Genomic DNA, 23,521 nt, shown 5'->3' with positions numbered 1-23,521 from the left:
AAAAGTCGCCATTGGCTGCGCTGGCATCGACCTTTTTGTAGCTTTTTCAGTTAGATCGGGTAACCTAAAATGGCTTCTGCCACGCAGCGAACTAAGTGTTGATTGGGCGCAAGCTCGCCGTGATGCGATCGATAACAAGATTTTGCATGCAGGCGTGGTAGATTAAAAATCGTGATGAGAGAAAGGGATGGATTCGTCTTTACAGCCTATGCTGGAAGCTGTTGACGCCGACAAGGCGAAGCTTGATGCGGCGCGCCCACTGCCGCCGCATACGGTCGCATCACTGCGCGAAAAGCTGATGCTGGAATGGACGTACCACTCGAACGCAATCGAAGGCAACACGCTAACATTGCGCGAGACGAAGGTGGTGCTGGAAGGCATTACGGTGGGAGGCAAGTCGCTGCGCGAGCACTTTGAGGCCACAAACCATCGCGACGCTATTCTCTACGTCGAAGAGATCATCGCGAAGAACGAGACGCTGTCCGAATGGCAGATTCGCAACCTTCACAGTCTAGTGTTGAAAGGGATCGATGACAAAAAGGCCGGCCAGTATCGTCATGAGAACGTGGTGATCGCGGGCGCTAGTACGACGCCGCCGGACTTCTTGCATCTGCCGGCCGAAATGGCTGCGCTCATTGACTGGCACGCACAAGCGCAGAAGGTGCACCCTGTCACGCGTGCAGCCGAGCTGCATACACGGTTTGTAAAAATCCACCCGTTTGTGGACGGTAACGGCAGAACGGGCCGACTGCTGCTCAACTTTGAGTTGATGAAGTTTGGCTATCCACCTGCCGTTATCCGCAAAGAAGATCGCCTCGCTTACTACGACTCATTGGATGAGGCGTGCGTGACAGGCGATTACAGCAGCATGACACAGCTGGTCGCTGCGTCGGTTCAGCGTGCTCTCGACGTATACCTGGACTTGCTCGGTCTGCGCGAGGCTCACCGGCCCGACGATGAGCCACCGTCATCCGGAACATCGATACGTTCTGCATGAACAACAGTTCGGCCTAGGGGCGCATGGAGCGTGCATACTTGACGTTGCAGCACCAGGACCGATTGATTGGTCAAGGAGCTGTGGCTGCGTGGCATCAGTACGGTATATTAGCCGGAGCTTGAACTGACAGATAGTGGGGCGGCTAGAAAAGAAGCGGTTAATGCAGGATGAGTTTCTCCTTGGCAAGCGCTGTATTGCCGCGTGCATCGAACCACCCGGTGCCCCACTCATCTGGCGCGGCTTCCTCGTCCTGCACGAAATCACCGAGATGTTCCGCATTTTTAATTCAGGTCCATAACTTGTGGGTCAAGCTCAGACCTGAAGGCCCGGGTTTGCCGCGCACCGCGGGTCAATGCAGCGTCGGCGGCTTGCCGGCCGCTGGAGACGAGCCGTCAACGTCCTGGCCGTCATCCTCGTCCAGGTCGATGACTTCAAGCCCATCGGCGCCATGCGCATGCTCGTGCTCGACCTCATCGGCCGTGGCCTCGCGCACGTCCCTGACCGTCAGCGAAAAGCGCAAAGCCATGCCGGCCAACGGATGATTGCCATCGAGCACCACCTTGTCCTCGGCGAGATCGGTCACCGTGTAGATCAGCGTATCGACCTCGTCATCCCCGCCTTCGGGCGTCCCCTCGAACTGCATGCCGACTTCGAGTGGCTCAGGAAAGCGGTCTCGAGGCTCGATCTTGACTAGTTCAGGATCGTAGTCACCGAACGCGTCGACGGGCTCGAGCTGGATCTGCGTCGAAAATCCCGCCTCTTGGCCTTCTAGCACTTCCTCGATCTTCGGGAACGTGCCATCATAGCCGCCGTGCAGATAGACCATCGGTTCGTCGCTCTCCTCGATCAGGTTGCCCTGTGCATCCGACAGCTTGTAGGCGACAGAAACGACGGTGTTCTTCGCGATTTTCATTCGACTCTCCAGAATACAAGCTCCATTATACGATGCCTGTGCGGCCCTCCCCACTGGCGCCGCGGATGTTGTCGCGCGCCGTTTCGACGCGTACACCGGCCACCCCGCCCGCGTTTGTCACCCCGCCCCGCCCCGACGTGCCGACCCCACTGCTGGGTGGCCTGACGCCGGCGCAGTTCATGCGCCGCTACTGGCAAAAAAAGCCATTGCTGATTCGACAGGCGCTGCTCGATATCCATTCCCCGATCACCCGGCAGTGCCTATTTGACCTCGCGCAACGTGACGATGTCGAGTCACGCGTGATCCGGCAGCGTGCGGTGCGCGGCGAGGCGCGCTGGCAACTCGAGCACGGACCATTCGAACGCTTGCCGGCCACGCGTCAGCGTCAATGGACGCTGCTCGTGCAGGGCGTGAACCTGCACGTGCCGGCCGCGCATGCGCTGATGAGCCGGTTCCGCTTCCTGCCGGATGCGCGGCTGGACGATGTGATGATTTCGTATGCGACCGATGGCGGCGGCGTAGGACCGCATTTCGACTCGTACGACGTGTTTCTGCTTCAGTTGCATGGCCGACGCCGCTGGCGTGTCGGCGCGCAGCGGGACCTTTCGCTGCGTCCGGGCTTGCCGCTGAAAGTGCTGCAGCATTTCGAGCCAAGCGAGGACTGGATCCTTGAGCCGGGTGACATGCTTTACCTGCCACCGCACATCGCGCATGATGGCATCGCGCTGGGCGAGTGCATGACCTGCTCAATCGGCTTTCGCGCGCCACTTGACGGCGAGCTGTCCGAGCAATTCCTGTATCATGCTGCTGAGCGCGCGGCGCAGGCTCGTGGCGCATCGCGCCGCTACGCGGATCCGGATCAGCCGCCCGTGAGCGATCATCCGGCCGCACTGCCCCCGCCATTGGTCGACCGCGTCGTGGAATTGGTCGAGCGGATGCGTTGGTCGCGTGCGGACATCGCGGAATTTGTCGGCAGCTACTTGAGTGAACCGAAGACGACTGTTTTTTTTGACCCACCTGCGCGCGCCCTGTCACGTCATGCGTTTGTTTCGCGCATCGTCGAAAATGGCATCGAACTCGATCCGAAAACGATTTTGTTGTACGACGACACACGCTATTACTTGAACGGGGAATCAGCGAAGCTGGTACGAAGCTTGCGTAAAACCATCACTACGTTAGCCGATCAGCGAATGCTTCCAGGGAAAAAATTTGTAACACTCTCTCACCATTCGTCCATGACACAGCTGTTGTACGAATGGTATCGTGCGGGCTGGATACGGATTGGCGAGCTCTAGGCGGCTAGCGTTCGGTATCCCGCGATATGAAAGTTTGTCTGGAAAAGACAACGAACCGGCCCCAGATTTATCGACGGTCGATAGGAAAGTGCCTATAATTCCTGCCCAAGCCGTAGGTGAGAGGGATGCGACGAGCATGCGACCCACCAGCGGCCATAGGTGAGTGTTGAAGCACACAATACCGGTATTATTCGCGCTGTTGCTTACCTGTAACCATAAAAGGACGTGATCATGAAGAAATCCCTCCTCGTAGCATCTCTGTTGGCAGTGATGGCTTTGGCGGCTTGCGGCAAGAAGGACGAAAGCACAGCTCCGACTGCTGCGAGCGACGCGGCTGCCGCATCGGCTCCGGCTGCTGCTTCGGCTGCTTCGGACGCGGCAGCTGCCGCTTCGGGCGCTGCGGCTGTAGCTAACGACGCGGCTTCGAGCGCTGCCGCTGCTGCGAGCGACGCGGCTTCGGCTGCTGCCACGGCTTCGGGCGTAAGCCAGTAATCGCCGTCAGCATAAAAAACCGGCCTGCGGGCCGGTTTTTTTTATCTTGACCCCGCTCGCCGCACAGCAGCGGCACACGCACCGCACTCAAAGTGCTTGCCAGCCGAATCCGTCATCTTGTGTCGCGACAATCACATCGGCCGAGGACGCACCGAGGACCGTAGCCAGTGCATCACGCGCAAGCTCCGGTAAATTGTTCTGCTGCGACAGGTGGGCCGCGACAATGCAGCGTAGCTTCGAGCGATCAATCGCCGCCAGGATCGCTGCCGCCTCGTCATTGTTCAAGTGTCCGTGCGTGCCGCCGACTCGGGCCTTCAGCGAGGGTGGATAGCGGCTTTGCGCGAGCATGCGCACGTCGTGATTACACTCCAGTACCAAGCCGTCGCAACCATCCAGCATCTGGATAATGTGCGGCGTCGACGTGCCCACGTCAGTCAGCACGCCAACGCGATGCTGACCATCGCCGAACACGAACTGCAGCGGCTCACGCGCGTCATGCGGCACAGTGTACGGCAACCATTCCAGGTCGCCGATGCCAACTGGCTCCCCGCCCCACAATACCCGCCATTCGACACCCCGCGCATCGTCTGCGCCGACCGCCAGCGCCGTGCCCCAGCTCATGTAGAGCGGAATCGACGCCCGCCGGGCAACGGCCAGCGCACTGCCGATGTGGTCGGCGTGCTCATGCGTGATCACGATCGCGCGCAACGTATCAAGCGTGACGTCTAAGCGGGCGAGCCGCCGCTCAAGTTCGCGCGCGGAAAACCCGCAGTCGAGCAGCACGCGGGTCGTCGTGGTGCCGTCTTGCGCCTCGACAAGCAGCGAGTTGCCGTCGCTGCCGCTACCTAAACTCGCAAAACGCACGGTATCACCCGATCAGCAGGTTGCAATCCGGACAAGCTCAATTCAGTTGCTGATGCAAGGCCGCCACCAGCCGCTGTGCATCGCTAGACGTATCGAGTTGGCCACTCGAGTCGATCACCGCAACCTGCGTGGCGCCGTCGCCCTTCGGGCGGACATTGACCCGGTACGCCTTGCCGATGACATTCGGCTTGCCGCCATAGATCAACTTGCCAAGCAGTCCCTCTCGCTTCATCTCCTGCACAGGATCATTGAAACGGACGTAATAGAGGCCGCGTTCACGATCGCGGTTATCGACGGCAAAGTTCGTGCGATCGAGCGCCAGGCCGACGCGCAACCACGCGCGGTCAAACGACTCGGCCAAGTCGATCGTTGATGTGCCTGTGCTGCCGATCGCCACCTGCACCTTCGGGCCGGTATGCCGCGCGCCATCGATCAACTGCTGGGCTTGCTTGTCGGTCAGCCCAAACTTCTGCATCAGCTGTGCATAGATCACCGCTTCCAGCTTCGGATCACGCGGTCGCTCGACCCAGCGCGACGACGTCTTGTCCCGTCCGGTTAGCACTTCCTCCCTCGCGGTGTGCGATATTGTGATCACGGTGGCGCGGCTGTTCGCATTGCGCTCGACCAGCATGCGGAAGCGATCGCGCGTGCCCGACGAGTACACAAAGTCCAACAGCTTGCCCACCGAATTGCGGAACCAGTCGCCCGGGATCTTCGCGCGGTTCTCGGCCCAGTCTGTCTCGATGATTCCCGTTGCCGGCGAATCCGTCTTCAGCACGAAGCCGCTCTGCGCCCAAAACGCCTTGAGCTGCGGCCACAACTCGTCCGGCGTGCGCCCGTTGACCACCAGCCAGCGGCGCGTGCCATCCTGCTCCATGTGCATCCCATAGGGATCCTGCGCGGTAGGCACGCCCTCGGTCGTATTGCCGGCCGGCGTCGTGGCCCGCGTCGGCTGCCCGCCCAAGCCCGCGGTCGTGGACGGAGCGACATAACGCTGGTCCAGCGGCGCAGCCTTCAGATCCGCCGGCACCTCGAGCCGCGGCGCGGAAGTCGCGTTCTGGTAGTCGACGCGATCCGGAGCGAGCACGTCATTGAGTGTGTCACAACCTGCCAGCGACAACGCAGCAACCGCCCATACCGTCACGCGCAACCCGCGCGCGGAAAAATCGAAACGTTTCATGCAATCCTTCGTGATGCGAATGGTACCTGCTGGCCCGGCCATGCAGTCGTCCCGGCAGGGCGCGGTCAATCGGTCAACCCCGCGTCGCGCAGCGCGGTGCGTACCGTTTCATGATGTTGATCGGCCAGCGGCGTCAGCGGCAAGCGGATGCCGCCGCGGATCCTGCCCATCTGCTGCAATGCCCACTTAACCGGGATCGGGTTGGACTCGGCGAACAGGTGCTTGTGCAGCGACAACAGCTTCAAGTGGATGGCCCGCGCGGTCTTCGCCTCACCGGCGATGGCGGCACGGCACAGCTCACGCATCGCGCGCGGCACCACGTTGGCCGTGACTGAGATATTGCCGTGTCCGCCCAGCAGCATCAATGCAATCGCGGTCGGGTCATCGCCGCTGAAAATCGAGAAATTGGCCGGTGCTGCATTGATCAAATGCGCTGCACGATCGATATCGCCGGTCGCATCCTTCACGCCCGCAATGCCCGGCACCTGAGCGAGCCGCAGGATCGTCTCGTTGCTCATGTCGGCGACGGTACGGCCCGGCACGTTGTACAGGAACACCGGCAGGTCAACCGCCTCGGCGATCGCCCTGAAATGCCGGTACATCCCTTCCTGCGTCGGCTTGTTGTAGTACGGCACGACCTGCAGCGACGCGTCAGCGCCGACCTCCTTGGCCGCTCGGGTCAGCTCGATCGCTTCGGCAGTCGAGTTGCCGCCCGCGCCGGCGATGATCGGGATGCGGCGCGCCGCTTGCTCGACCGCCGTCTTGACCAGCAACACATGCTCCTCGACCGATACTGTCGCCGACTCGCCGCTCGTGCCGGCCACGACCAGCGCATCGCTGCCTTCTTCGATATGCCAGTCGATCAGCGCGCGCAGCGCCGGAAGGTCCAACGCCCCGTCATCCAACATCGGCGTGACAATCGCCGGGATGCTGCCGCCAATCGGTGTGGCTTGCATTGCTTGGCTCATGAAACTGTCTGAAAAATCAATCGTTAAACTAAGATTGTAGCGGATTGGGCGGGTAAATCGTACCTCGCTGGCCTGTCATGTAACCCCATTTTACGGCCGCGCACGTCAACGCTGCTTTCTCGAACGGCGCACAGCCGCTGCACGAACGCGGGCTTAGGCCCGGCAACCAAGCCGTCCTCGAACGCAACGACGCGCAACGCGGCGTGCCGCGCCACCTCCAGCAGCTCGCCCGCGCGTAACAGGAAGCGTGGATTCGAGGGCCGCCCCAGCGTTTCTTGGCCCTGTGCGAACGTTTCGTACAGCAGCACGCCGCCCGACGCCAGCGCCTGGGTCAGGTCATTGAACAGCGGCCGGTGCAGATACTGCGTGACAACGATAGCCGCGAAGCGCTGATGCGCCTCGAAGGGCCATGCTGCGCTATTCTCATCCGGCTCCAGGTCGGCATGCACGAGGCGCACTGTCGGCCATTCGGCCAGCGCGGCCAACGCCTGCGCATCGCGATCCAGCGCGACGACCGGATGGCCGCGATGGGCAAACCAGCGCACATGCCGGCCGCTGCCGCACGCCACATCGAGCACGGTGCCATCGCGCGGCACTAGATGGGTCCATCGGCGGACCCACTCGGAGGCAACGGCGATCGCCATCAGCTGTACGATAGCCCCATGGCCTCGCGTACGTCGCGCATCGTCTCATGAGCGAATTTGCGCGCCTTGTCGCATCCATCCGCAACGATCGCGCGCAGCAGTGACGGATCGTCCATGTACTTCTGTGCCCGCTCGAGCATCGGCTGCTGCTCACGCAGAATGCCCTCGATCACCGGCTGCTTGCACTCCAGGCAGCCGATCCCGGCGCTGCGGCAACCGCGCTGCACCCATTCATGCGTCGGCTGATCCGTATAAACCTGGTGCAGCTGCCATACTGGGCATTTGTCCGGATCGCCCGGATCGCTGCGGCGCACGCGCGCCGGGTCGGTCGGCATCGTGCGGACCTTTTTCTCGATCGACACCTTGTCTTCTCGCAGCCCAATCGTATTGCCGTACGACTTGGACATCTTCTGCCCATCGAGCCCCGGCATCCGTGATGCTTCGGTCAGCAACACCTGCGGCTCTACCAGAATGATCTTGCGCGAACCTTCGAGATAGCCGAACAGCCGCTCACGATCACTCATCGACAGGCTTTGCGACTCCTGCAGCAGCGCGCGCGCCTGCTCCAGCGCCTCTTCGTCGCCCTCCTGCTGATAAGCACTGCGCAACTCGTGGTACAGCTTGGAGCGCTTACCGCCGAGTTTGCGCGCTGCCTCGTTGGCCTTGTCCTCGAAGCCCGGCTCACGACCATACAAGTAGTTGAAGCGGCGTGCGATCTCGCGTGTCATTTCCACGTGCGGCACCTGATCCTCGCCTACCGGTACTAGCGACGCGCGATACAGCAGGATGTCCGCGGCCATCAGCACCGGATAGCCGAGAAAGCCGTACGTGCCCAGATCCTTGTCGCGCAGCTTCTCGATCTGCTCCTTGTAGGTCGGCACCCGCTCAAGCCAGCCAAGCGGCGTGCTCATGCCCAGCAGCAGCGCCAACTCCGCGTGCTCCTGCACGCGGCTCTGTATGAACAGCGTGGCCTGCGCCGGGTCAATGCCAGACGCGAGCCAGTCGATCAGCACTTCCCACACGTTGTTCTCGATTACATCCGGTGTTTCATAGTGCGTTGTCAGCGCATGCAGATCGACCACGCTGAAAAAGCACGGATACTCGGATTGCAGCTTGATCCAGTTCTTCAGCACGCCATGGTAATGGCCAAGGTGCAGCGAGCCGGTCGGACGCATGCCGGAGAAGATACGGTCGGGGAACATGGTATCGAGAGGTCGAATGTGAGGAAATCGTCTAAGCCTGGCCCATGCCCGCTTAGACGTGGCTGAACAAAGAAACGATCGGACGCAATATGCCGAACACGACGTCGTAGCCGACGTTCACCAGCGGACGCAGCCACAATGTATCGAGCGCGCGCGTCATCACCAGTGCCATCACGATGAAAAAGCCGTAGGGCTCGATCTTCGCGAAGCGGTAGGCGGCGCGCACCGGCAATAGCGCGGCAAGCACGCGGCCTCCATCGAGCGGCAGCAGCGGAAACAGGTTCAGCGCGCATAGCACGAGGTTCACCGCGACACCGGCTGACGCCATGCGCACAAAAAACGGCTCCTCGACGTCAAGGCTGCGCAGTCCGATCGCAATGCAGGCCCACACGAGCGCTTGCAATAGGTTGCACGCGGGCCCCGCGAGCGCGACCCAGAGGCTGTCCCAGCGAGGATTACGCAAGCGGCCGAAGTCAACCGGCACCGGTTTCGCATAGCCGAAGATAAACGCACCACTGGTCGCAAACAACATGATCAGCGGGATCACGATCGTGCCCATCGGATCGATGTGACGCATCGGATTGAGCGAAATACGCCCCATGAGGTACGCCGTATTGTCGCCAAAGCGGCGGGCGACGATGCCATGCGCCGCTTCATGCAACGTGATCGCGAAGAGCAGCGGCAACGCGCTGACCAAGATTGTCTGTACGAGAGAGTCCATCGCGCTATTGTAACAAGGCGCCGATGGCCAGCCGCGCGCATGCGACGTGCCGCACACTGCGCGGCCAGGACTCACGGCGCGAGCCCGAAGGGCTCCAACGAGCCACGGCCGGCCCGCACGAGCACTGGCGCATCCCCGCTCAAGTCGATCACGGTTGACGGCTCGGCCGCGCACGCGCCCCCATCAATCACGAGATCGAGTTGTTTTTCCAGCCGCGCGCGGATCGCTTCGGGCTCGTTCAGCGGTTCATCGTCGCCGGGCAAGCTCAACGTTGACGCGATGACCGGCTGTCCAAGCGCCTCGAGCAGCGCAAGGGTGATCGCGTGATCCGGCACGCGCAGCCCGATGGTCTTACGCGACGGATGCGACAGGCGCCGCGGCACTTCCTTGGTCGCCTGCAGGATGAACACATAGGGGCCTGGCGTGACGACCTTGATCAGCCGATATTGCCGGTTGTCTACCATCGCGAACGTTGCCAATTCGGACAGGTCACGTACCAGCAGCGACAAATGCCGGCGCTCGTCGAGGCCGCGGATACGTCGCAACTGCTCGACGGCGGCCTTGTCGTCGAGATGGCAGGCAAGCGCATAGCTCGAATCAGTCGGCAACGCGACGACGCCGCCACTGTCGATGATCTGCGCGGCCTGTTGGATCAGCCTCGGTTGTGGGTTGTCCGGGTGGATGCGGAAGTATTGGGACATGGATCAGTCAGAGCCAACGGGTCCACACCGGCGTCAGGTCCGACGGCAACGGCGGCAAGCTACCCAGCTCGGTTGCGCCGTCGCCGGGCGCATGGAAATCGGAGCCGCGCGAGGCCTGCAAGCCGAAGCGCCGCGCCACTTGCGCATATTCGCGGTACTGGTCCGGCGTATGGCTGCCCGTCACCACCTCGATCGCCTCGCCGCCGAGTTGCTTGAATGTCGAGAGCAACGCGTCCAATTCCAGCGGCGTGTACTTGTAGCGTCCCGGATGCGCGAGCACTGCCACGCCGCCCGCACCGAGAATCCATCCCATTGCATCCTCGAGCGTGGCCCAGCGGTGTGGCACATACCCTGGCTTGTTTTCTGCAAGGTAGCGAGCAAACACGTCGGCGGTGGACACCGCATAGCCCGCGGCGACGAGAAAGCGCGCAAAGTGCGTGCGCGAGATCAAGTCCGGATTCGATACATAGCGCAGCGCGCCTTCATACGCATGCTCGATGCCGACCTCGGCGAGCCGCCGGCCGATCTCGACCGCCCTGGCCTGCCGGCCATTGCGCGTCGCCGCCAGTCCATCGACCAACGCACGGTGGCCTTCATCGATGCCCAGCCCCACCACGTGAATGGTACGCGACGCCCACGTCACCGAAATCTCGACGCCGGTCACATAGCGCATCTGCAGCGCCGCGGCGGCTGCACGCGCCTGCGCGAGGCCCCGCACCTCGTCGTGGTCGGTCAGCGCCCACAACTGCACGCCGCCGTCGGCCGCGCGGCACGCAACGTCAGCGGGGGACAGGCGTCCGTCTGAAAGGGTCGAGTGGCAATGGAGATCAGCATTCATGGTCGTTCACGGCAGGTCCGACCATTCTACTGCAAGCGCGGCGCAGCGGGCCGCGCCACCGCGCACCATGGTGCAGCGCTGTAACGGATCAGGCGCAAAACGCGTCGATCAACGCCGCCACCTGCTCCGGCTGGTCATGATGCAGCATATGGCCCGCGTCCGCGATGGTCTCCTGCCGCCAGTGCATAAACGCCCGAAACCGTGCCTTGAACACCGGAATCGGCACATCGCCGGCCAGCGCGTGCAATGTCGGCGAATCGACAGCCTCAACATGCAACACCTTCGCGCGCACGCGCGCCCACACCGCCATCACCTCGTCGAGGTGATACAGCAGCGGTCCGCGCAGCTTGTGCGCGGGATCCGCCAGCAGCTCGAAGCGCCCGTCCGCGCGCTGACGCGACCAGTGTGTCGCCAGGAACGCGGCACGCGACGGCGCTAGGCGCGGGTTGGTCTTGGTCAGCCGTGCCGCTACCTCGTCTAATGACGCATAGGTCTTTAGCGTGGGCGGCTGGCGCAAGTCATCGAGCCAGTGCTCGATACGCGCGCCGGCATGGGCAGGATTGGACGCCGGTAGGCCGAACCCCTCCAAGTCCACGACACGACGCACCCGATGCGGTCGCACGCCGGCGTACAGGCAAGCCAGATTCGCCCCCATGCTATGGCCGACCAAGTTCACCGGCCGCTCAGGCGCGTACCGATCCAGCAACGCATCGAGATCCGCCAGATAGTCATGGAACCCATAATGTCCACCGCCGCGCTGCTGCACGGGCCAATCCGACAATCCGAATCCCCGGGCGTCGGGCGCAATCACGCGCCAATTCCCGCCTAGCGCGTCGACGACAAACTGGAATGATGCCGATACGTCCATCCAGCCGTGCAGCATGAACAACACCGGCGCATCATCCGGGCCCCAGCAACGCACGTGCAGATTCACGCCGCGCACCGTGACGAACTCGGAGGTTGAAGCATCCATCTGACCGCCCCAAAAACGAATGATCGTTCGATTATAGCGGCGTCCACATTGCGACGCATCCTAATGCTGACTCACGTGGCATCGTGCTGTCCCGGTCCGGTCCGGTCCGGCCCGGCCCGGCTCGGCTCGGCTCGGCTCGGCTCGGCTCGGCTCGGTTTGGTTTGGTTTGGTTTGGTTTGGTTTGGTTTGGTTTGGTTTGGTTTGGTTTGGTTTGGTTTGGTTTGGTTTGGTTTGGTTTGGTTTGGTTTGGTTTGGTTTGGTTTGGTTTGGTTTGGTTCGGTTCGGTTCGGCCCGGCCCGGTTCGGTTCGGCTCAGGTCAGCTCGTCAGCTCGTCAGCTCCTCAGCTCCTCAGCTCGGCTCAGGCCGGCTCGCGTCATCGCGCCGGCTCGGGTCACAAAAGCGTGTCCGGATGGTTCAGCGCGGCAAGCTCCGCGTCATCAAAACCCGCCGCGCGACGTGCATCAACATTGAACGGACCCTTCAGCCGCGGCGCGCGATACTCACGCGCAAGCCGAGCGTAGGTGGGCAGCGGCGCGATGCCGGCGCGCTCGCATAACCAGCGGAACCAATGGTTGCCAATTCGCACATGCCCGATCTCATCGCGCAGAATCACGTCGAGGATGCGCGCGGCGGCCAGATCGCCGGCCTGCGCAAGCTTGCGGCGAATCGGCGGCGACGCATCGAGTCCACGTGCCTCCAGCGTGCGCGGCACCAATGCGATACGCGCGAGCACATCCGCACGCGTGCGCTCGGCCATCTCCCACAGCCCATCGTGTGCCGGAAAGTCCCCGTACGCATACCCGAGCGTGCCCAAATGATCGGACAACAGCGTGAAGTGATACGCTTCCTCTTCGGCCACGGTCAGCCAATCGAGATAGAACGCATTGGGCAACGCCGGAAATCGCCAGATTGCGTCGAGTGCGAGATTGATCGCGTTGAATTCGATATGCGCCAGCGCGTGCAGCAGCGCCGCCCGTCCCTGCTTCGTATGCATGCTGCGCCGCTCCAGGCGCTCGGGCGCGACGCGCCGCGGACGCGCCGGGCGCCCTGGCACGCCCGGCGGCTCGCCAAGCGCCCGATTCGCATCGATGACGCCGCCGCCCGAGCGCCAATGCGCGCCGAGCGCGGTCACCGCATCGACCTTGCAGCGCGGATCGGTGAGCAGGAGTGCCGCCAGCGCGCGCTGGCGCAAGCACGACTGAACGAGTGACTCGACCATGTTGATGCTTCCTCATGCTGGCGGCGCTAGGACGGCAGCCACGGTAGCGGGCCGCGCGCAGCCCGGACGCAGCCGCTGACGCGCCGGTACAATATCGTTTTGGGCAATGTCCCGTGGCATGCATTTTACCGGCGCGCTCGCGCGTCACGGACTATCAGGTCAAGGGCTATTTAGTCACGGACTATCTGGCCGGCGAGGCCGGACTTCGATAAGGAGGCAATGTGGCGATCTACAAGCTCGGCGAGGCTGCGCCAACGATCCATGAATCCGCATTCGTCGCCGACAGCGCAACGGTGATCGGCCAGGTCGTGCTCGCCGAAAACACCAGTGTGTGGTTCTCGGCGGTGCTGCGCGGTGACAACGAGCCGTTGATGATCGGCGCCGGCAGCAACGTGCAGGACGGTGTAGTGATGCATACGGATCCGGGCTTTGCATTGACCATCGGCACGAACGTATCGATCGGGCACCAGGCGATGTTGCACGGATGCACGATCCATGACAACACGTTGATCGGCATTCAGGCCGTGGTGATGAATGGCGCGGTGATTGGCCGCAATTGCCTAGTGGGCGCCGGCGCGGTGGTCACCGAGGGCAAGACATTTCCGGACAATTCGCTGATTCTCGGCGCGCCGGCGCGCGTGGTGCGCCCGCTCGGCGATGACGAGTTTCAGGGTCTGCAAAGGAACGCACGCAGTTACATCGAGCGGCGCCAACTGTTTAAGGAAAACCTGGTGCGCATCGGCTGATCCGGACCGCCGGAACAAACCCAGCGCCGCGCGGCGCCACAATTTATTTGTCGTAGTCGAGGAAGTCAGTCGTGACAGACCAGTTGCAAAAATTCATGTTCGAGGCCGCGCCGGTGCGCGGCAAAGTCGTCACGCTGGAGAAGACGTGGCAGGCAATCCTCGTGCGTCGTGCCTATCCGGCACCGGTGCGCACATTGCTTGGCGAAATGATGGCCGCCGCTGCGCTGCTGTCGGCCAACATCAAGTTCGACGGCACGCTAGTTATGCAGATCTTAGGCGACGGGCCGGTCAAGATGCTAGTCGTGCAGTGCCGCTCCGATTTGTCGATGCGGGCGACGGCCAAGCTAGGCAGCGAGTGTGACACCTTGCGCGACACTGCGTCGCTGACCGAGTTGGTCAACGCGACCGGTCGTGGGCGCTGCGTCATCACGCTGGATCCGCACGAAAAGCTTCCCGGCCAGCAACCGTACCAAGGTATCGTGCCGCTGAGCAACGCGCAGGATGGCCCACTGGACAGCATCGCGCAGGTGCTCGAGCACTATATGCGTCACTCGGAACAGCTCGACACACGGTTGTGGCTGGCGGCCGACGAACGGCGCGCAGTTGGGATGCTGTTGCAGAAATTGCCCAGCGACGGCGGGATCGTGCCGCGCGCGGTGCAGACCGACGCCGACACGTGGGACCGGGTCTGCCACCTCGGCTCAACGCTGAAGGCCGACGAGATGCTCGCGGCCGACCCGGATACGCTGATGCGGCGATTATTCTGGCAAGAAAACGTCAGCCGCTTCGACCCCACGCCGACGCGTTTCGCCTGCACCTGCTCGCGTGAAAAGGTCGGCGGGATGCTGCAAATGCTCGGACGTGACGAGATCGACAGCATTCTGATCGAGCAAGGCCATGTGGAAGTGCATTGCGAGTTCTGCAATCAGCGCTATGAATTCGACGCGGTTGACGCCACGCAACTTTTCCACGGCAATGAACGCTCATTGAACGTCGCAGCCGCGCCGAGCCAACAGCGGCATTGAACGACGGGGCCGGCGCAGGAACAGCGTCCGGCGCAAGCCATCGCACATGGAGGGCACAACATGACACCGCCGACGCAGATCGATATGAACAAGTATTCCCCTCACGCTGCCGTGACGGTGTTTGGCGCTCGCACCGCCGTGGCGACGTTTGGCGCGCTCGCCGCCGCGTCGGCGCTGCTGCTCGGCGGCTGCGCCGCCAGTTACCCGCCCAATTCGCATACCGTGCTGAGCCAGCTGCCGGAGTCGCCCCGCAACGCACCGACACCGTTGACCCCAGCAGAAAAACGGCGTTATGACGAAATCGGTCGCCAAGTGTTGCGCGAGCAGGACGCGGCCATGCAGGCCGACGCACGCGCACGCGCGTGGTCCTGGTATCCATACGCGGTCACGCCGGTGTATGGCGGGTACTACCGCGGACGTTGGGGACCCGGCTGGGGTGTCGGCAGCGAATGGGGCTATCCAGGGTACGATCCGAGCTGGTGAGGCTGCTGATCGGGCCCGCCGCGACCCATGCCGGTGCACACCAGTGCTGGCGCAAGCGATGCCCAGCGTTACCGCCGGATTACGAGCATCGCCAGATCAATGGCCGGGACCATGCCGTCCTCCTGCGCTGCCGGCACGTCGCGCAGCCGTATCCTTCGCGGCCCGGCTGGCCTTCGTCTTCATGCGCGGCTCGGGATTCGGCACCACGCGCATCGGTTGAACCGACGCCTGGCCGCGCGTGGACATGATCGACGGCCCAACCGTCGCGGACACCGTCGAGGCATTCGGCGACACGAACTGCACAAACACTTCACTGTCCTTGATCATCCCCATCTCGTAGCGCGCCCGCTCCTCAACCGCAGCAGTCCCGGCTTGCAAGTCCTGCACTTCACCGGCAATCCGCTCATTGCGCAGCTTCAAATCATTGTTTTTCTTCTGTTGCGCCGCGAGTTGCTGCTGCAGCTCGTGCACGTGCAACCAGCCGCCGTGGCCCCACCATAACGGAAACTGGATCAGCACGATCAATCCGATCAAGACAACGGTAACGAGCCGCATAACAAGCTGCCGCCGGGCAAGCGTGGGTTGCACAAAGCCGCCGCCCCGGATCTGGGAGCGGCGGCCACGCGTGTCACAAGGCCCTTATCGGGCCGCCGGCCGCGTCGCCACGCGGTCCAGCATGTTGCATCAGCGCAGGTTGTAGAACGCGGAACGTCCAGGATAGCTCGCGATGTCGCCCAGATCCTCTTCGATGCGCAGCAGCTGATTGTACTTGGCGATCCGGTCGCTGCGCGACAGCGAGCCGGTCTTGATCTGACCAGCGTTTAGACCGACGGCGATGTCAGCAATCGTCGAATCCTCAGTTTCACCAGAGCGGTGCGACACAACAGCGGTATAGCTGGCCCGCTTGGCCATCTCGATCGCCGCAAACGTCTCGGTCAGTGTGCCGATCTGGTTGATCTTGATCAGGATCGAGTTCGCGATGCCCTTCTCAATGCCTTCCTTCAGGATCCGCGTATTGGTCACAAACAGGTCGTCGCCGACCAGTTGGACTTGCCTGCCGAGCCGATCAGTCAGCAGCTTCCAGCCACTCCAGTCGCTTTCATGCATGCCGTCCTCGATCGACACGATCGGGAACTTGTTGGCCAACGTCGCAAGATAGTCGGTGAACTCGGACGACGACAACTGCAGACCCTCGCCGGCCAGTTGATACTTACCGTCGTGGTAGAACTCGCTAGCCGCACAATCCAGCGCAAGCAGCACGTCTTCGCCGGCGCGATACCCGGCCTTCTCGATCGCCTGAAGGATCGTGGACAGGCATTCGTCGTTGCTGCCAAAGTTCGGCGCAAAGCCGCCTTCGTCGCCGACCGCAGTGCTCATACCGCGGTCCGACAGAATTTTCTTCAACGCATGGAACACCTCGGCGCCGCAGCGCAGCGCCTCGCGGAAGGTCGGGTGGCTCACCGGCACGATCATGAATTCCTGAATGTCCAGGCTATTATTCGCGTGCGCCCCGCCATTCACGATATTCATCATCGGCACCGGCAATTGCATCGCGCCGGAGCCGCCAAAGTAGCGGTACAGCGGCAAGCCGGCCTCCTCGGCGGCGGCCTTCGCGACCGCCATCGATACAGCGAGCATCGCGTTCGCGCCGATCCGCGACTTATTGTCGGTACCGTCCAGCTCCAGCAGCGTCTTGTCCAGGAACGCCTGCTCGGACGCGTCCAGGCCCATGATCGCCTCGGAGATCTCGGTGTTCACATGCTCAACCGCCTTGAGCACCCCCTTGCCGCTGTAGCGGCCCGCTTCGCCGTCGCGCAGCTCGATTGCCTCGCGCGACCCCGTCGATGCACCGGACGGCACCGCTGCGCGACCCATCGTGCCCGATTCGAGCAATACGTCGCATTCGACGGTCGGATTGCCGCGCGAATCGAGAATCTCGCGCCCGATGATGTCTACGATAGCACTCATGATGTCCTCAAAGGATAGATGAATCGGTTTCGACTACGCTGAGTCAACGGGCCGCGGTCCGCGCCGGTCGGCGTCGCCGCCCGATGCCGACCGCCGGCGTGCCACGTGCCGCGATCCGGCAGGACAAACTTGCCGATCAGACGCACCGAGCCATGACAAGGTTCATTCGCGACGCCACCGACCTGTCCCACTCCGCGTGGCTCAGTTGAAATCGTTCTCGAGCAGCGGCGTGGATTTCACCGCGCGATCAAGCATCACCAGCGTTTCCAGCAATGCGCGCATCCGCTGCAACGGAACCGCGTTCGGGCCGTCGGATTTCGCCTGCGCGGGATTCGGATGCGTCTCCATGAACAATCCCGCCACGCCGACCGCGACCGCGGCACGCGCCAGCACTGGCACGAACTCGCGCTGGCCGCCGGACTGAGTGCCTTGGCCGCCAGGCAACTGCACCGAATGGGTCGCGTCGAACACGACCGGAGCGCCAGTCTCGCGCATGATCGCGAGCGAACGCATGTCGGAGACCAGATTGTTGTAGCCGAACGACGCGCCGCGCTCACAAGCGAGGAAGCGGTCCGCCGACAGTCCGGCTTCGCTGGCTGCCGAACGCGCCTTGTCAATCACATTCTTCATGTCGTGCGGCGCCAGAAATTGCCCTTTCTTGATATTGACGGGCTTGCCCGAACGGGCACACGCGTGAATGAAATCGGTCTGCCGGCACAGGAATGCCGGCGTCTGTAGCACGTCAACGACCGATGCCACCGCGTCGATCTCCTCCTGCGCGTGCACGTCGGTCAACACCGGCACGCCGATCTGGCGACGCACCTCGCCAAGGATACGCAGGCCCGCGTCCATGCCAAGTCCGCGAAACGACTTATCCGAACTGCGATTAGCCTTATCGTACGACGACTTGTAAATGAACGGGATGCGCAGTGCGCCGCAGATCTCGCTGAGCTGGCCAGCGGTGTCGAGCGCCATCTGCTCGGACTCGACCACGCAGGTACCGGCAATCAGGAAGAACGGCTTATCCAGGCCGACCTCAAAATCGCATAGTTTCATGTTTGCTCCTGGCCCGCGTTAATGGGCACGCAGCGCGGCCGCCACCTTCTCGCCATGCTCGCGTTGTTGGCGATGCGCGAGCGCGGCCTCCACGTAGGCTTTGAACAGAGGATGGCCATCGCGCGGCGTCGAGGTGAACTCGGGATGGAATTGGCAGCCAACAAACCACGGATGCAGGTCCTCGCGCAACTCCATCATCTCCGGCAAGTCCTCGGTCGGCGTGTGCGCGCTGATGATCATCCCACTCGCTTCGAGCACCGGCACGAAATGATTATTAACCTCGTAGCGATGCCGATGCCGCTCGTTGACATCGTTGCCGTAAATTTGCTCGGCGCGCGTACCCGGCTTGACCGGACAGCGTTGTGCGCCCAGTCGCATCGTGCCACCTAGGTCCGACGATTCACTGCGCTTCTCGACGGTGCCATCGCGGTCATGCCATTCGGTGATCAGCGCGACGACCGGATCGGGCGTTGACGGATCGAACTCCGTGCTGTTGGCCTGCTGCAGGTTCGCGACATGGCGCGCGAACTCAATCACCGCCAGTTGCATGCCCAGGCAGATTCCCAAGTACGGCACCTTTGCTTCACGCGCGTAGCGGATCGCCTTGATCTTGCCTTCCGTGCCACGCTGGCCGAAACCGCCCGGCACCAAGATCGCGTCCAGGTGAGCGAGGCTGTTGGCGCCCTCCGTCTCGATCTGCTCCGAGTCGATGTACTCGATGTTCACACGTGTGAGCGTATGCAAAGACGCATGGCGCAGCGCCTCGATCAACGATTTGTACGATTCGGTAAGTTCAACATACTTGCCGACCATGCCGATCGTGACCTCGTGCGCTGGGTGCTCGAGCCGGTACACCAGATCCGACCACAGCGTCAGGTCGGCCGGATTCGGCGCGAGCTTCAACTCGTCGCAGATGATCTCGTCCAGGCCCTGGTCGTGCAACATCTGCGGGATCTTGTAAATGCTGTCCACATCCCACACGGAGATCACCGCATCCTGCGGCACGCTCGAGAACATCGAAATCTTAGCGCGCTCGTCATCCGGGATCCGGCGATCGGCGCGGCACAGCAGCACGTGCGGCGAGATACCGATTTCCCGCAACTTCTGCACGCTGTGCTGCGTCGGCTTGGTTTTCAGTTCGCCGGCCGCCGCGATGAACGGCACCAGCGTCAGATGCACGAAGCACGCGCTGTGGCGCCCGAGCCGCAAGCTCATCTGCCGGGCGGCTTCTAGGAACGGCAGCGATTCGATGTCGCCTACCGTGCCGCCGATCTCGACGATCGCCACATCCGGTTCGCCGCATGTCGCCGACGCAGCGCCGCGCTCGATAAACGCCTGGATCTCATTCGTGATATGAGGAATAACCTGGACCGTCTTGCCAAGGTACTCGCCGCGGCGCTCCTTGCGAATCACCGACTCGTAGATCTGGCCCGTCGTGAAGTTGTTGGCACGGCGCATCTTCGTGCTGATGAAGCGCTCGTAGTGGCCCAAGTCCAGATCCGTCTCGGCACCGTCCTCGGTCACGAACACTTCACCGTGCTGGAACGGGCTCATCGTGCCGGGATCGACGTTAATGTAGGGATCGAGCTTCAGTAGAGTGACTTTGAGACCGCGCGACTCGAGGATCGCGGCGAGGGAGGCGGCGGCAATACCCTTGCCCAAGGAGGAAACTACGCCGCCGGTGACGAATACATATTTGGTCATCGCTGGATGCTCGCGGGAAAGCCGGATTATACTCGAAAGCCCGGCTTTCTCTAAGCGCCCCGCCCCAGGCTCTGGTGTCCAGTCCGGTTCTGCTAACCCGAGAAAAACCCTAAACAGCCCATGGCCTTCGGTGCTTTTGCCCAGATGCTCTTGCCCAAACGATATCTCATCACCCCGGATCCCTATGATGCCGGCCCTCCCGCGCTATTTCTCGAACAGTTGAAGCGGACGCTGGACTCGGGAATTGAACTGGTTCAGCTTCGCTCAAAGAAGTTGAATGCCCTCCATTACATGCGTTTGGCCGAGACAGCGATGGCCCTATGCCAGCAGCATGATGCCCTTTTGCTATTGAACGCCCACGCGCCGCGCAGTGCACAGCACAACGTCGATGGGCTGCACCTGGACAGTCAAAGCCTAATGGCATGCGACGAACGTCCGCTCCCGGCAGCAAAACTGGTGGCTGCGTCGTGCCACACGATGGCGGAACTCGAAAAGGCACAGTCCATTGGCGCGGATTTCGTCACGCTCTCGCCCGTGCTGCGAACTGCCAGCCATCCCGACGCCGAGCCGCTGGGATGGCGTGGCTTTCTCGCGCTGGCCTCGCGGGCCACGCTACCCGTCTACGCACTAGGCGGCCTTTCAACTGATGCGCTGTCTGATGCCGAACGACACGGAGCGTACGGTATCGCAGGCATTCGCTGCTTTTGGAAGCCTTGATTGCCCGCCCGTGACAGCCTTGGCGAACGACGCGGCCCAGGCAACGCAGATCGGCACGCGTTACCCAGCGGAAAGTGACACGAGGTCAGCGCCCGGTCCAATAGCGCCTGCGTGAGCGGCGATACGCATCGACCCTCCAGCCGGACACCCCGCTGTCGATGCGCACCGCGCCATCGTTATCGCTGCGCAGCATATCGACGCCGCGCACACGATAGCGCGCGGCGACTAGCGGGTGCGGATGGCCGAAGCGATTGCGGTAGCCCACCTGAAATACCGCCATGCGTGGCCGTACCGAATCGATAAAAGCATTTGTTGACGACGTCTTGCTGCCATGGTGCGGCACGATCAGCACGTCACTGCTCAATGCCGGCCCATGCCGCTCGACCAGCGCGCGCTCGGCGGCCCGCTCGATATCCGATGCGATCAGCACTGCGCCAAGCGCATTCGAGATACGCAGCACGCATGCCGTTGCATTCGGCTTGCGCGGATCTGCCGCGCCCGCCGGCCACAAAAATTCAAACGTCACGCCGTCCCATTGCCATCGCTTCCCGGCACGGCACGCCCGCGTTATTGCGCCGCACGCGGTGGCGCGCGCCCACAACGGATGAGCGGGCGGCAATGAGGCCTGCATCTGCGCGATCGGCATGTCGGCCAGCACCGCAGGCACGCCGCCCGCATGGTCGGCATCGCGATGACTGACGACCAGCATGTCCAATGCGTTCACGTCATGCGCGCGCAGGAACGGCACGACGATACGCTGCCCCGCATTGCCGGCTTCCGGGCCCGGGCCGGCATCGAACAGCAGCCGTCGCTGCGCGGTCTCGACCAGCACGGCGGTGCCCTGCCCGATATCGAGCGCCGTGACGCGAAACCCGTCCACGAGTGGCGCCCGCGGTGCCGGCCACAGCAATGGCAGCCACAGAATGGGCGCAGCCGCGCGCAATGGCCAGCCCCGTGGCCCCAGCATCCAAGCGGCGCCGACGAGCGCGAGCAACAGCGCGGCCGGCTCGGGCGCCGGCAAGTGCCACACGCCCCAGGCGGGCGAAGCCAACGCATCAAGTATGGCAAACAGCCACTGCACCAAGCAGTGCGCCCATTGCAGCAGCAGCGCGTCGAATGGCGCCGGGATCGCCATGGCGAGCAGCACCGCTGGCACAACCAGGATGCTGACCCACGGAATCGCAATGGCATTGGCCACCGGACCCAGTGCCGGAATCTGCGAGAACCAGGCGAGCGTCAACGGCGCAAGACCGAGCGTCACCGCCCATTGCACACGCATGGCCGACGCCAGCCGTGCCGGCATCCCGCGCACCGCAGCATGCATGCGGGCAGCGAGTGCACCGAAAACCTTGGCAGAACGCGGGCCGAGCGTACCAGCAGACCGTGAGCCAGGCATACCAGCAGGCCGCTGGCCCGGCCCGCCCACGCCGGCCTGCGGCAACGCATCGGCCGGATCAAGTGACGGCCAGTCCGGTTCGTCGTCTTGCCGCGGCCGGTTGCGGCCCACGCAGCGCAACGCCACCATGATCGCCGCGACCGCACCGAACGAGAGCGCCGTGCTCGCCGACAGCGTCGCCCACGGATCGACGAGCACCACGATCACGAGCGCCCACGCGAGGACCAGTAACGGGTCCACGCGCCGCCCGCTCGCATAAGCAAGCGTCGCGATCGACAGCATGGCAACCGTGCGTTGGGCGGGAATGCCCAACCCGGCGAGTGCAGCATAGCCGGCACCGGCGAGCATCGCACCGACACAACATGCGATGGGAACCGGCACGTGCAGCGGCAACGCCGGCGCAACGCCGAAGCCGCGGCGCCAGGCCAGGGCAATGATCGCGGCGGCCAACGCCGCAACCGAGCCGATATGCAAGCCCGATATTGCCATTAGGTGGTTGGTGCCGGTACGGCGCAGCCGCTCCCAGTCCGGCTCGGTAATGGCATCCTGTACGCCGATCGCCAGCGCAATCACGATCCCGGCATGCGACCGCGCGGCCTCGTCGCTGCCCGGCCCCGCTCGGACAGGCTCGGACAAGACTTGCTCGATCCGCGTGCGAATGGCCGCACGCCGACGGTCCACGGCGTTGAGCATCGCCCGGATGCCGGGACCGCGCTCAATATTGAGCGCGCGTGGCGAGTCGAGGAACATCCCCGGTTGCCCGCGCGGATCGGCCTGCAGTTGGCGCACGTAGCCCTGCGCACGCACGCCGCGCGCCAGTTGCCGCACATCGGTGTCCGACAATCCGAAATTGCCGTTGCCATGCACCCGTTTGAGCCTGGCTACGAGCGTATGGCGCCCGCCCGGCACGAGCGTCGCCGAAGGTTGCCGACCGAACGCGGCAAGCCAACTTAATTGGACGGTGCGGGGAAACCGCTCGATCCGAGGCGATGTCACCTCGACGTCGAACAGAAAGCGAAGCCCGCGCGCATCGCGCGACGGCAAGCCGCGCACCGTGCCGGTCAGCGTCACATCGCGCCCCTCCCACTGCGGCGGCAAAGCATCCGACAGCGCGCTATGTGCGCGCCACGCCGCGTAGCCAAAGCCAAGGAGCGCCGCGCACCCGACGCTAGCCACCCGCGCCAGCCACAACATGGGCCAGTTGATGCGCCCCGCTGCCCGCGCACGATACGCGCTGCATGCCACTCCAGCGGCGGCGAGCGCTGCCGCACCCCAGACAAGCCAACCGGTAGCGTCCGGCAAACTGGGTTGCCACTGCAACACGCCCGTGCCCACGACGAACGCGCATAATCGTGCGAGCATCATTCCCCCCTCGGCCGTGCGTTCGTGCGCGACAGATTGCATAGCGACGAGCCGTGC

The 23,521-nt window shown here is 63.1% G+C and carries 23 protein-coding genes; 7 read left to right on the top strand and 16 right to left on the bottom strand.

Going from position 1 to position 23,521, the window contains the following annotated elements:
* Positions 1 to 187: 187 nt before the first annotated feature.
* A complete protein-coding gene (locus tag IHE30_RS05195; RefSeq protein ID WP_443193600.1) occupies positions 188 to 997 on the top strand; it encodes a Fic family protein in 810 nt (269 codons plus the stop codon).
* Between the two features lie 349 nt (positions 998 to 1,346).
* Here the strand turns inward: IHE30_RS05195 and IHE30_RS05190 are convergent, their stop codons facing one another.
* Positions 1,347 to 1,910, bottom strand: coding sequence for an FKBP-type peptidyl-prolyl cis-trans isomerase (locus IHE30_RS05190; protein WP_337689348.1), 564 nt, complete (start codon positions 1,908 to 1,910; stop codon positions 1,347 to 1,349).
* A gap of 32 nt (positions 1,911 to 1,942) precedes the next feature.
* Here IHE30_RS05190 and IHE30_RS05185 point away from each other — a divergent pair, with 32 nt between their 5' ends.
* Together IHE30_RS05185 and IHE30_RS05180 are read left to right on the top strand one after the other, a co-directional pair.
* On the top strand, positions 1,943 to 3,205 hold the full coding sequence (locus IHE30_RS05185) for a cupin domain-containing protein (protein ID WP_337689347.1): 1,263 nt from the start codon (positions 1,943 to 1,945) through the stop codon (positions 3,203 to 3,205).
* Between the two features lie 231 nt (positions 3,206 to 3,436).
* Complete coding sequence (locus tag IHE30_RS05180; RefSeq protein ID WP_337689346.1) at positions 3,437 to 3,697, top strand: hypothetical protein; 261 nt, start codon at positions 3,437 to 3,439, stop codon at positions 3,695 to 3,697.
* Between the two features lie 87 nt (positions 3,698 to 3,784).
* Here IHE30_RS05180 and IHE30_RS05175 read toward each other — a convergent pair whose 3' ends face one another.
* From IHE30_RS05175 to IHE30_RS05130, 10 genes are all read right to left on the bottom strand, one after another.
* Complete coding sequence (locus IHE30_RS05175; RefSeq protein WP_337689345.1) at positions 3,785 to 4,561, bottom strand: MBL fold metallo-hydrolase; 777 nt, start codon at positions 4,559 to 4,561, stop codon at positions 3,785 to 3,787.
* A 37-nt stretch (positions 4,562 to 4,598) separates the two neighbouring features.
* Entirely contained in the window at positions 4,599 to 5,741 is a 1,143-nt protein-coding gene (gene bamC / locus IHE30_RS05170; RefSeq protein ID WP_337689344.1) for an outer membrane protein assembly factor BamC, read from the bottom strand.
* A 65-nt stretch (positions 5,742 to 5,806) separates the two neighbouring features.
* A complete protein-coding gene (gene dapA / locus IHE30_RS05165) occupies positions 5,807 to 6,709 on the bottom strand; it encodes a 4-hydroxy-tetrahydrodipicolinate synthase (protein WP_337689343.1) in 903 nt (300 codons plus the stop codon).
* Positions 6,710 to 6,732: 23 nt separating this feature from the next.
* The gene (locus IHE30_RS05160) at positions 6,733 to 7,353 is read right to left on the bottom strand and encodes a class I SAM-dependent methyltransferase (protein WP_337689342.1); all 621 of its coding nucleotides are present in this window, start codon (positions 7,351 to 7,353) and stop codon (positions 6,733 to 6,735) included.
* Entirely contained in the window at positions 7,353 to 8,555 is a 1,203-nt protein-coding gene (locus tag IHE30_RS05155; protein ID WP_337689341.1) for a tryptophan--tRNA ligase, read from the bottom strand. Before IHE30_RS05155 ends, IHE30_RS05160 begins: the two co-directional genes overlap by 1 nt.
* A gap of 52 nt (positions 8,556 to 8,607) precedes the next feature.
* Positions 8,608 to 9,276 (bottom strand): site-2 protease family protein, encoded by a 669-nt coding sequence (locus IHE30_RS05150; RefSeq protein WP_337689340.1) that lies wholly within the window; start codon positions 9,274 to 9,276, stop codon positions 8,608 to 8,610.
* 71 nt (positions 9,277 to 9,347) lie between these two features.
* Positions 9,348 to 9,977, bottom strand: a complete 630-nt coding sequence (locus IHE30_RS05145) for an L-threonylcarbamoyladenylate synthase (RefSeq protein WP_337689339.1) — start codon at positions 9,975 to 9,977, stop codon at positions 9,348 to 9,350.
* 7 nt (positions 9,978 to 9,984) lie between these two features.
* Positions 9,985 to 10,815 (bottom strand): 3',5'-nucleoside bisphosphate phosphatase, encoded by an 831-nt coding sequence (locus IHE30_RS05140; protein WP_337689338.1) that lies wholly within the window; start codon positions 10,813 to 10,815, stop codon positions 9,985 to 9,987.
* Positions 10,816 to 10,903: 88 nt separating this feature from the next.
* Positions 10,904 to 11,788: an alpha/beta fold hydrolase gene (locus IHE30_RS05135; protein ID WP_337689337.1), complete on the bottom strand. Its 885-nt coding sequence runs from the start codon at positions 11,786 to 11,788 to the stop codon at positions 10,904 to 10,906.
* Positions 11,789 to 12,179: 391 nt separating this feature from the next.
* Positions 12,180 to 13,007 (bottom strand): ferritin-like domain-containing protein, encoded by an 828-nt coding sequence (locus IHE30_RS05130; RefSeq protein WP_337689336.1) that lies wholly within the window; start codon positions 13,005 to 13,007, stop codon positions 12,180 to 12,182.
* A 221-nt stretch (positions 13,008 to 13,228) separates the two neighbouring features.
* On the opposite strand from IHE30_RS05130, the gene IHE30_RS05125 reads away from it, so the two are divergent.
* The 3 genes from IHE30_RS05125 to IHE30_RS05115 all read left to right on the top strand — a co-directional run bounded on the left by IHE30_RS05125 (position 13,229) and on the right by IHE30_RS05115 (position 15,261).
* Positions 13,229 to 13,753: a gamma carbonic anhydrase family protein gene (locus tag IHE30_RS05125; RefSeq protein WP_337689335.1), complete on the top strand. Its 525-nt coding sequence runs from the start codon at positions 13,229 to 13,231 to the stop codon at positions 13,751 to 13,753.
* Positions 13,754 to 13,824: 71 nt separating this feature from the next.
* Positions 13,825 to 14,778 carry an Hsp33 family molecular chaperone HslO gene (hslO, locus tag IHE30_RS05120; RefSeq protein WP_337689334.1) on the top strand — a complete coding sequence of 318 codons (954 nt, stop codon included), beginning with the start codon at positions 13,825 to 13,827 and terminating at the stop codon, positions 14,776 to 14,778.
* Positions 14,779 to 14,862: 84 nt separating this feature from the next.
* Positions 14,863 to 15,261, top strand: coding sequence for a hypothetical protein (locus IHE30_RS05115; protein ID WP_443193603.1), 399 nt, complete (start codon positions 14,863 to 14,865; stop codon positions 15,259 to 15,261).
* 96 nt (positions 15,262 to 15,357) lie between these two features.
* On the opposite strand, the gene ftsB is transcribed toward IHE30_RS05115, so the two are convergent.
* From ftsB to IHE30_RS05095, 4 genes are all read right to left on the bottom strand, one after another.
* On the bottom strand, positions 15,358 to 15,816 hold the full coding sequence (gene ftsB, locus IHE30_RS05110) for a cell division protein FtsB (RefSeq protein WP_337689332.1): 459 nt from the start codon (positions 15,814 to 15,816) through the stop codon (positions 15,358 to 15,360).
* Positions 15,817 to 15,945: 129 nt separating this feature from the next.
* Positions 15,946 to 17,229: a phosphopyruvate hydratase gene (gene eno, locus IHE30_RS05105; protein WP_337689331.1), complete on the bottom strand. Its 1,284-nt coding sequence runs from the start codon at positions 17,227 to 17,229 to the stop codon at positions 15,946 to 15,948.
* Between the two features lie 201 nt (positions 17,230 to 17,430).
* On the bottom strand, positions 17,431 to 18,285 hold the full coding sequence (kdsA, locus tag IHE30_RS05100) for a 3-deoxy-8-phosphooctulonate synthase (protein WP_337689330.1): 855 nt from the start codon (positions 18,283 to 18,285) through the stop codon (positions 17,431 to 17,433).
* An 18-nt stretch (positions 18,286 to 18,303) separates the two neighbouring features.
* Complete coding sequence (locus tag IHE30_RS05095; RefSeq protein ID WP_337689329.1) at positions 18,304 to 19,989, bottom strand: CTP synthase; 1,686 nt, start codon at positions 19,987 to 19,989, stop codon at positions 18,304 to 18,306.
* A 120-nt stretch (positions 19,990 to 20,109) separates the two neighbouring features.
* On the opposite strand from IHE30_RS05095, the gene IHE30_RS05090 reads away from it, so the two are divergent.
* Complete coding sequence (locus IHE30_RS05090; protein WP_337689328.1) at positions 20,110 to 20,706, top strand: thiamine phosphate synthase; 597 nt, start codon at positions 20,110 to 20,112, stop codon at positions 20,704 to 20,706.
* Between the two features lie 85 nt (positions 20,707 to 20,791).
* On the opposite strand, the gene IHE30_RS05085 is transcribed toward IHE30_RS05090, so the two are convergent.
* Positions 20,792 to 23,506 carry a DNA internalization-related competence protein ComEC/Rec2 gene (locus IHE30_RS05085; protein ID WP_337689327.1) on the bottom strand — a complete coding sequence of 905 codons (2,715 nt, stop codon included), beginning with the start codon at positions 23,504 to 23,506 and terminating at the stop codon, positions 20,792 to 20,794.
* Between the last annotated feature and the right edge of the window lie 15 nt (positions 23,507 to 23,521).

The organism is Mycetohabitans sp. B46, from assembly GCF_037389205.1.
Taxonomy (GTDB): domain Bacteria; phylum Pseudomonadota; class Gammaproteobacteria; order Burkholderiales; family Burkholderiaceae; genus Mycetohabitans.
The sequence above is the reverse complement of the archived record's forward strand: the minus strand, read 5'-3'. Positions and strand labels throughout refer to the sequence as shown.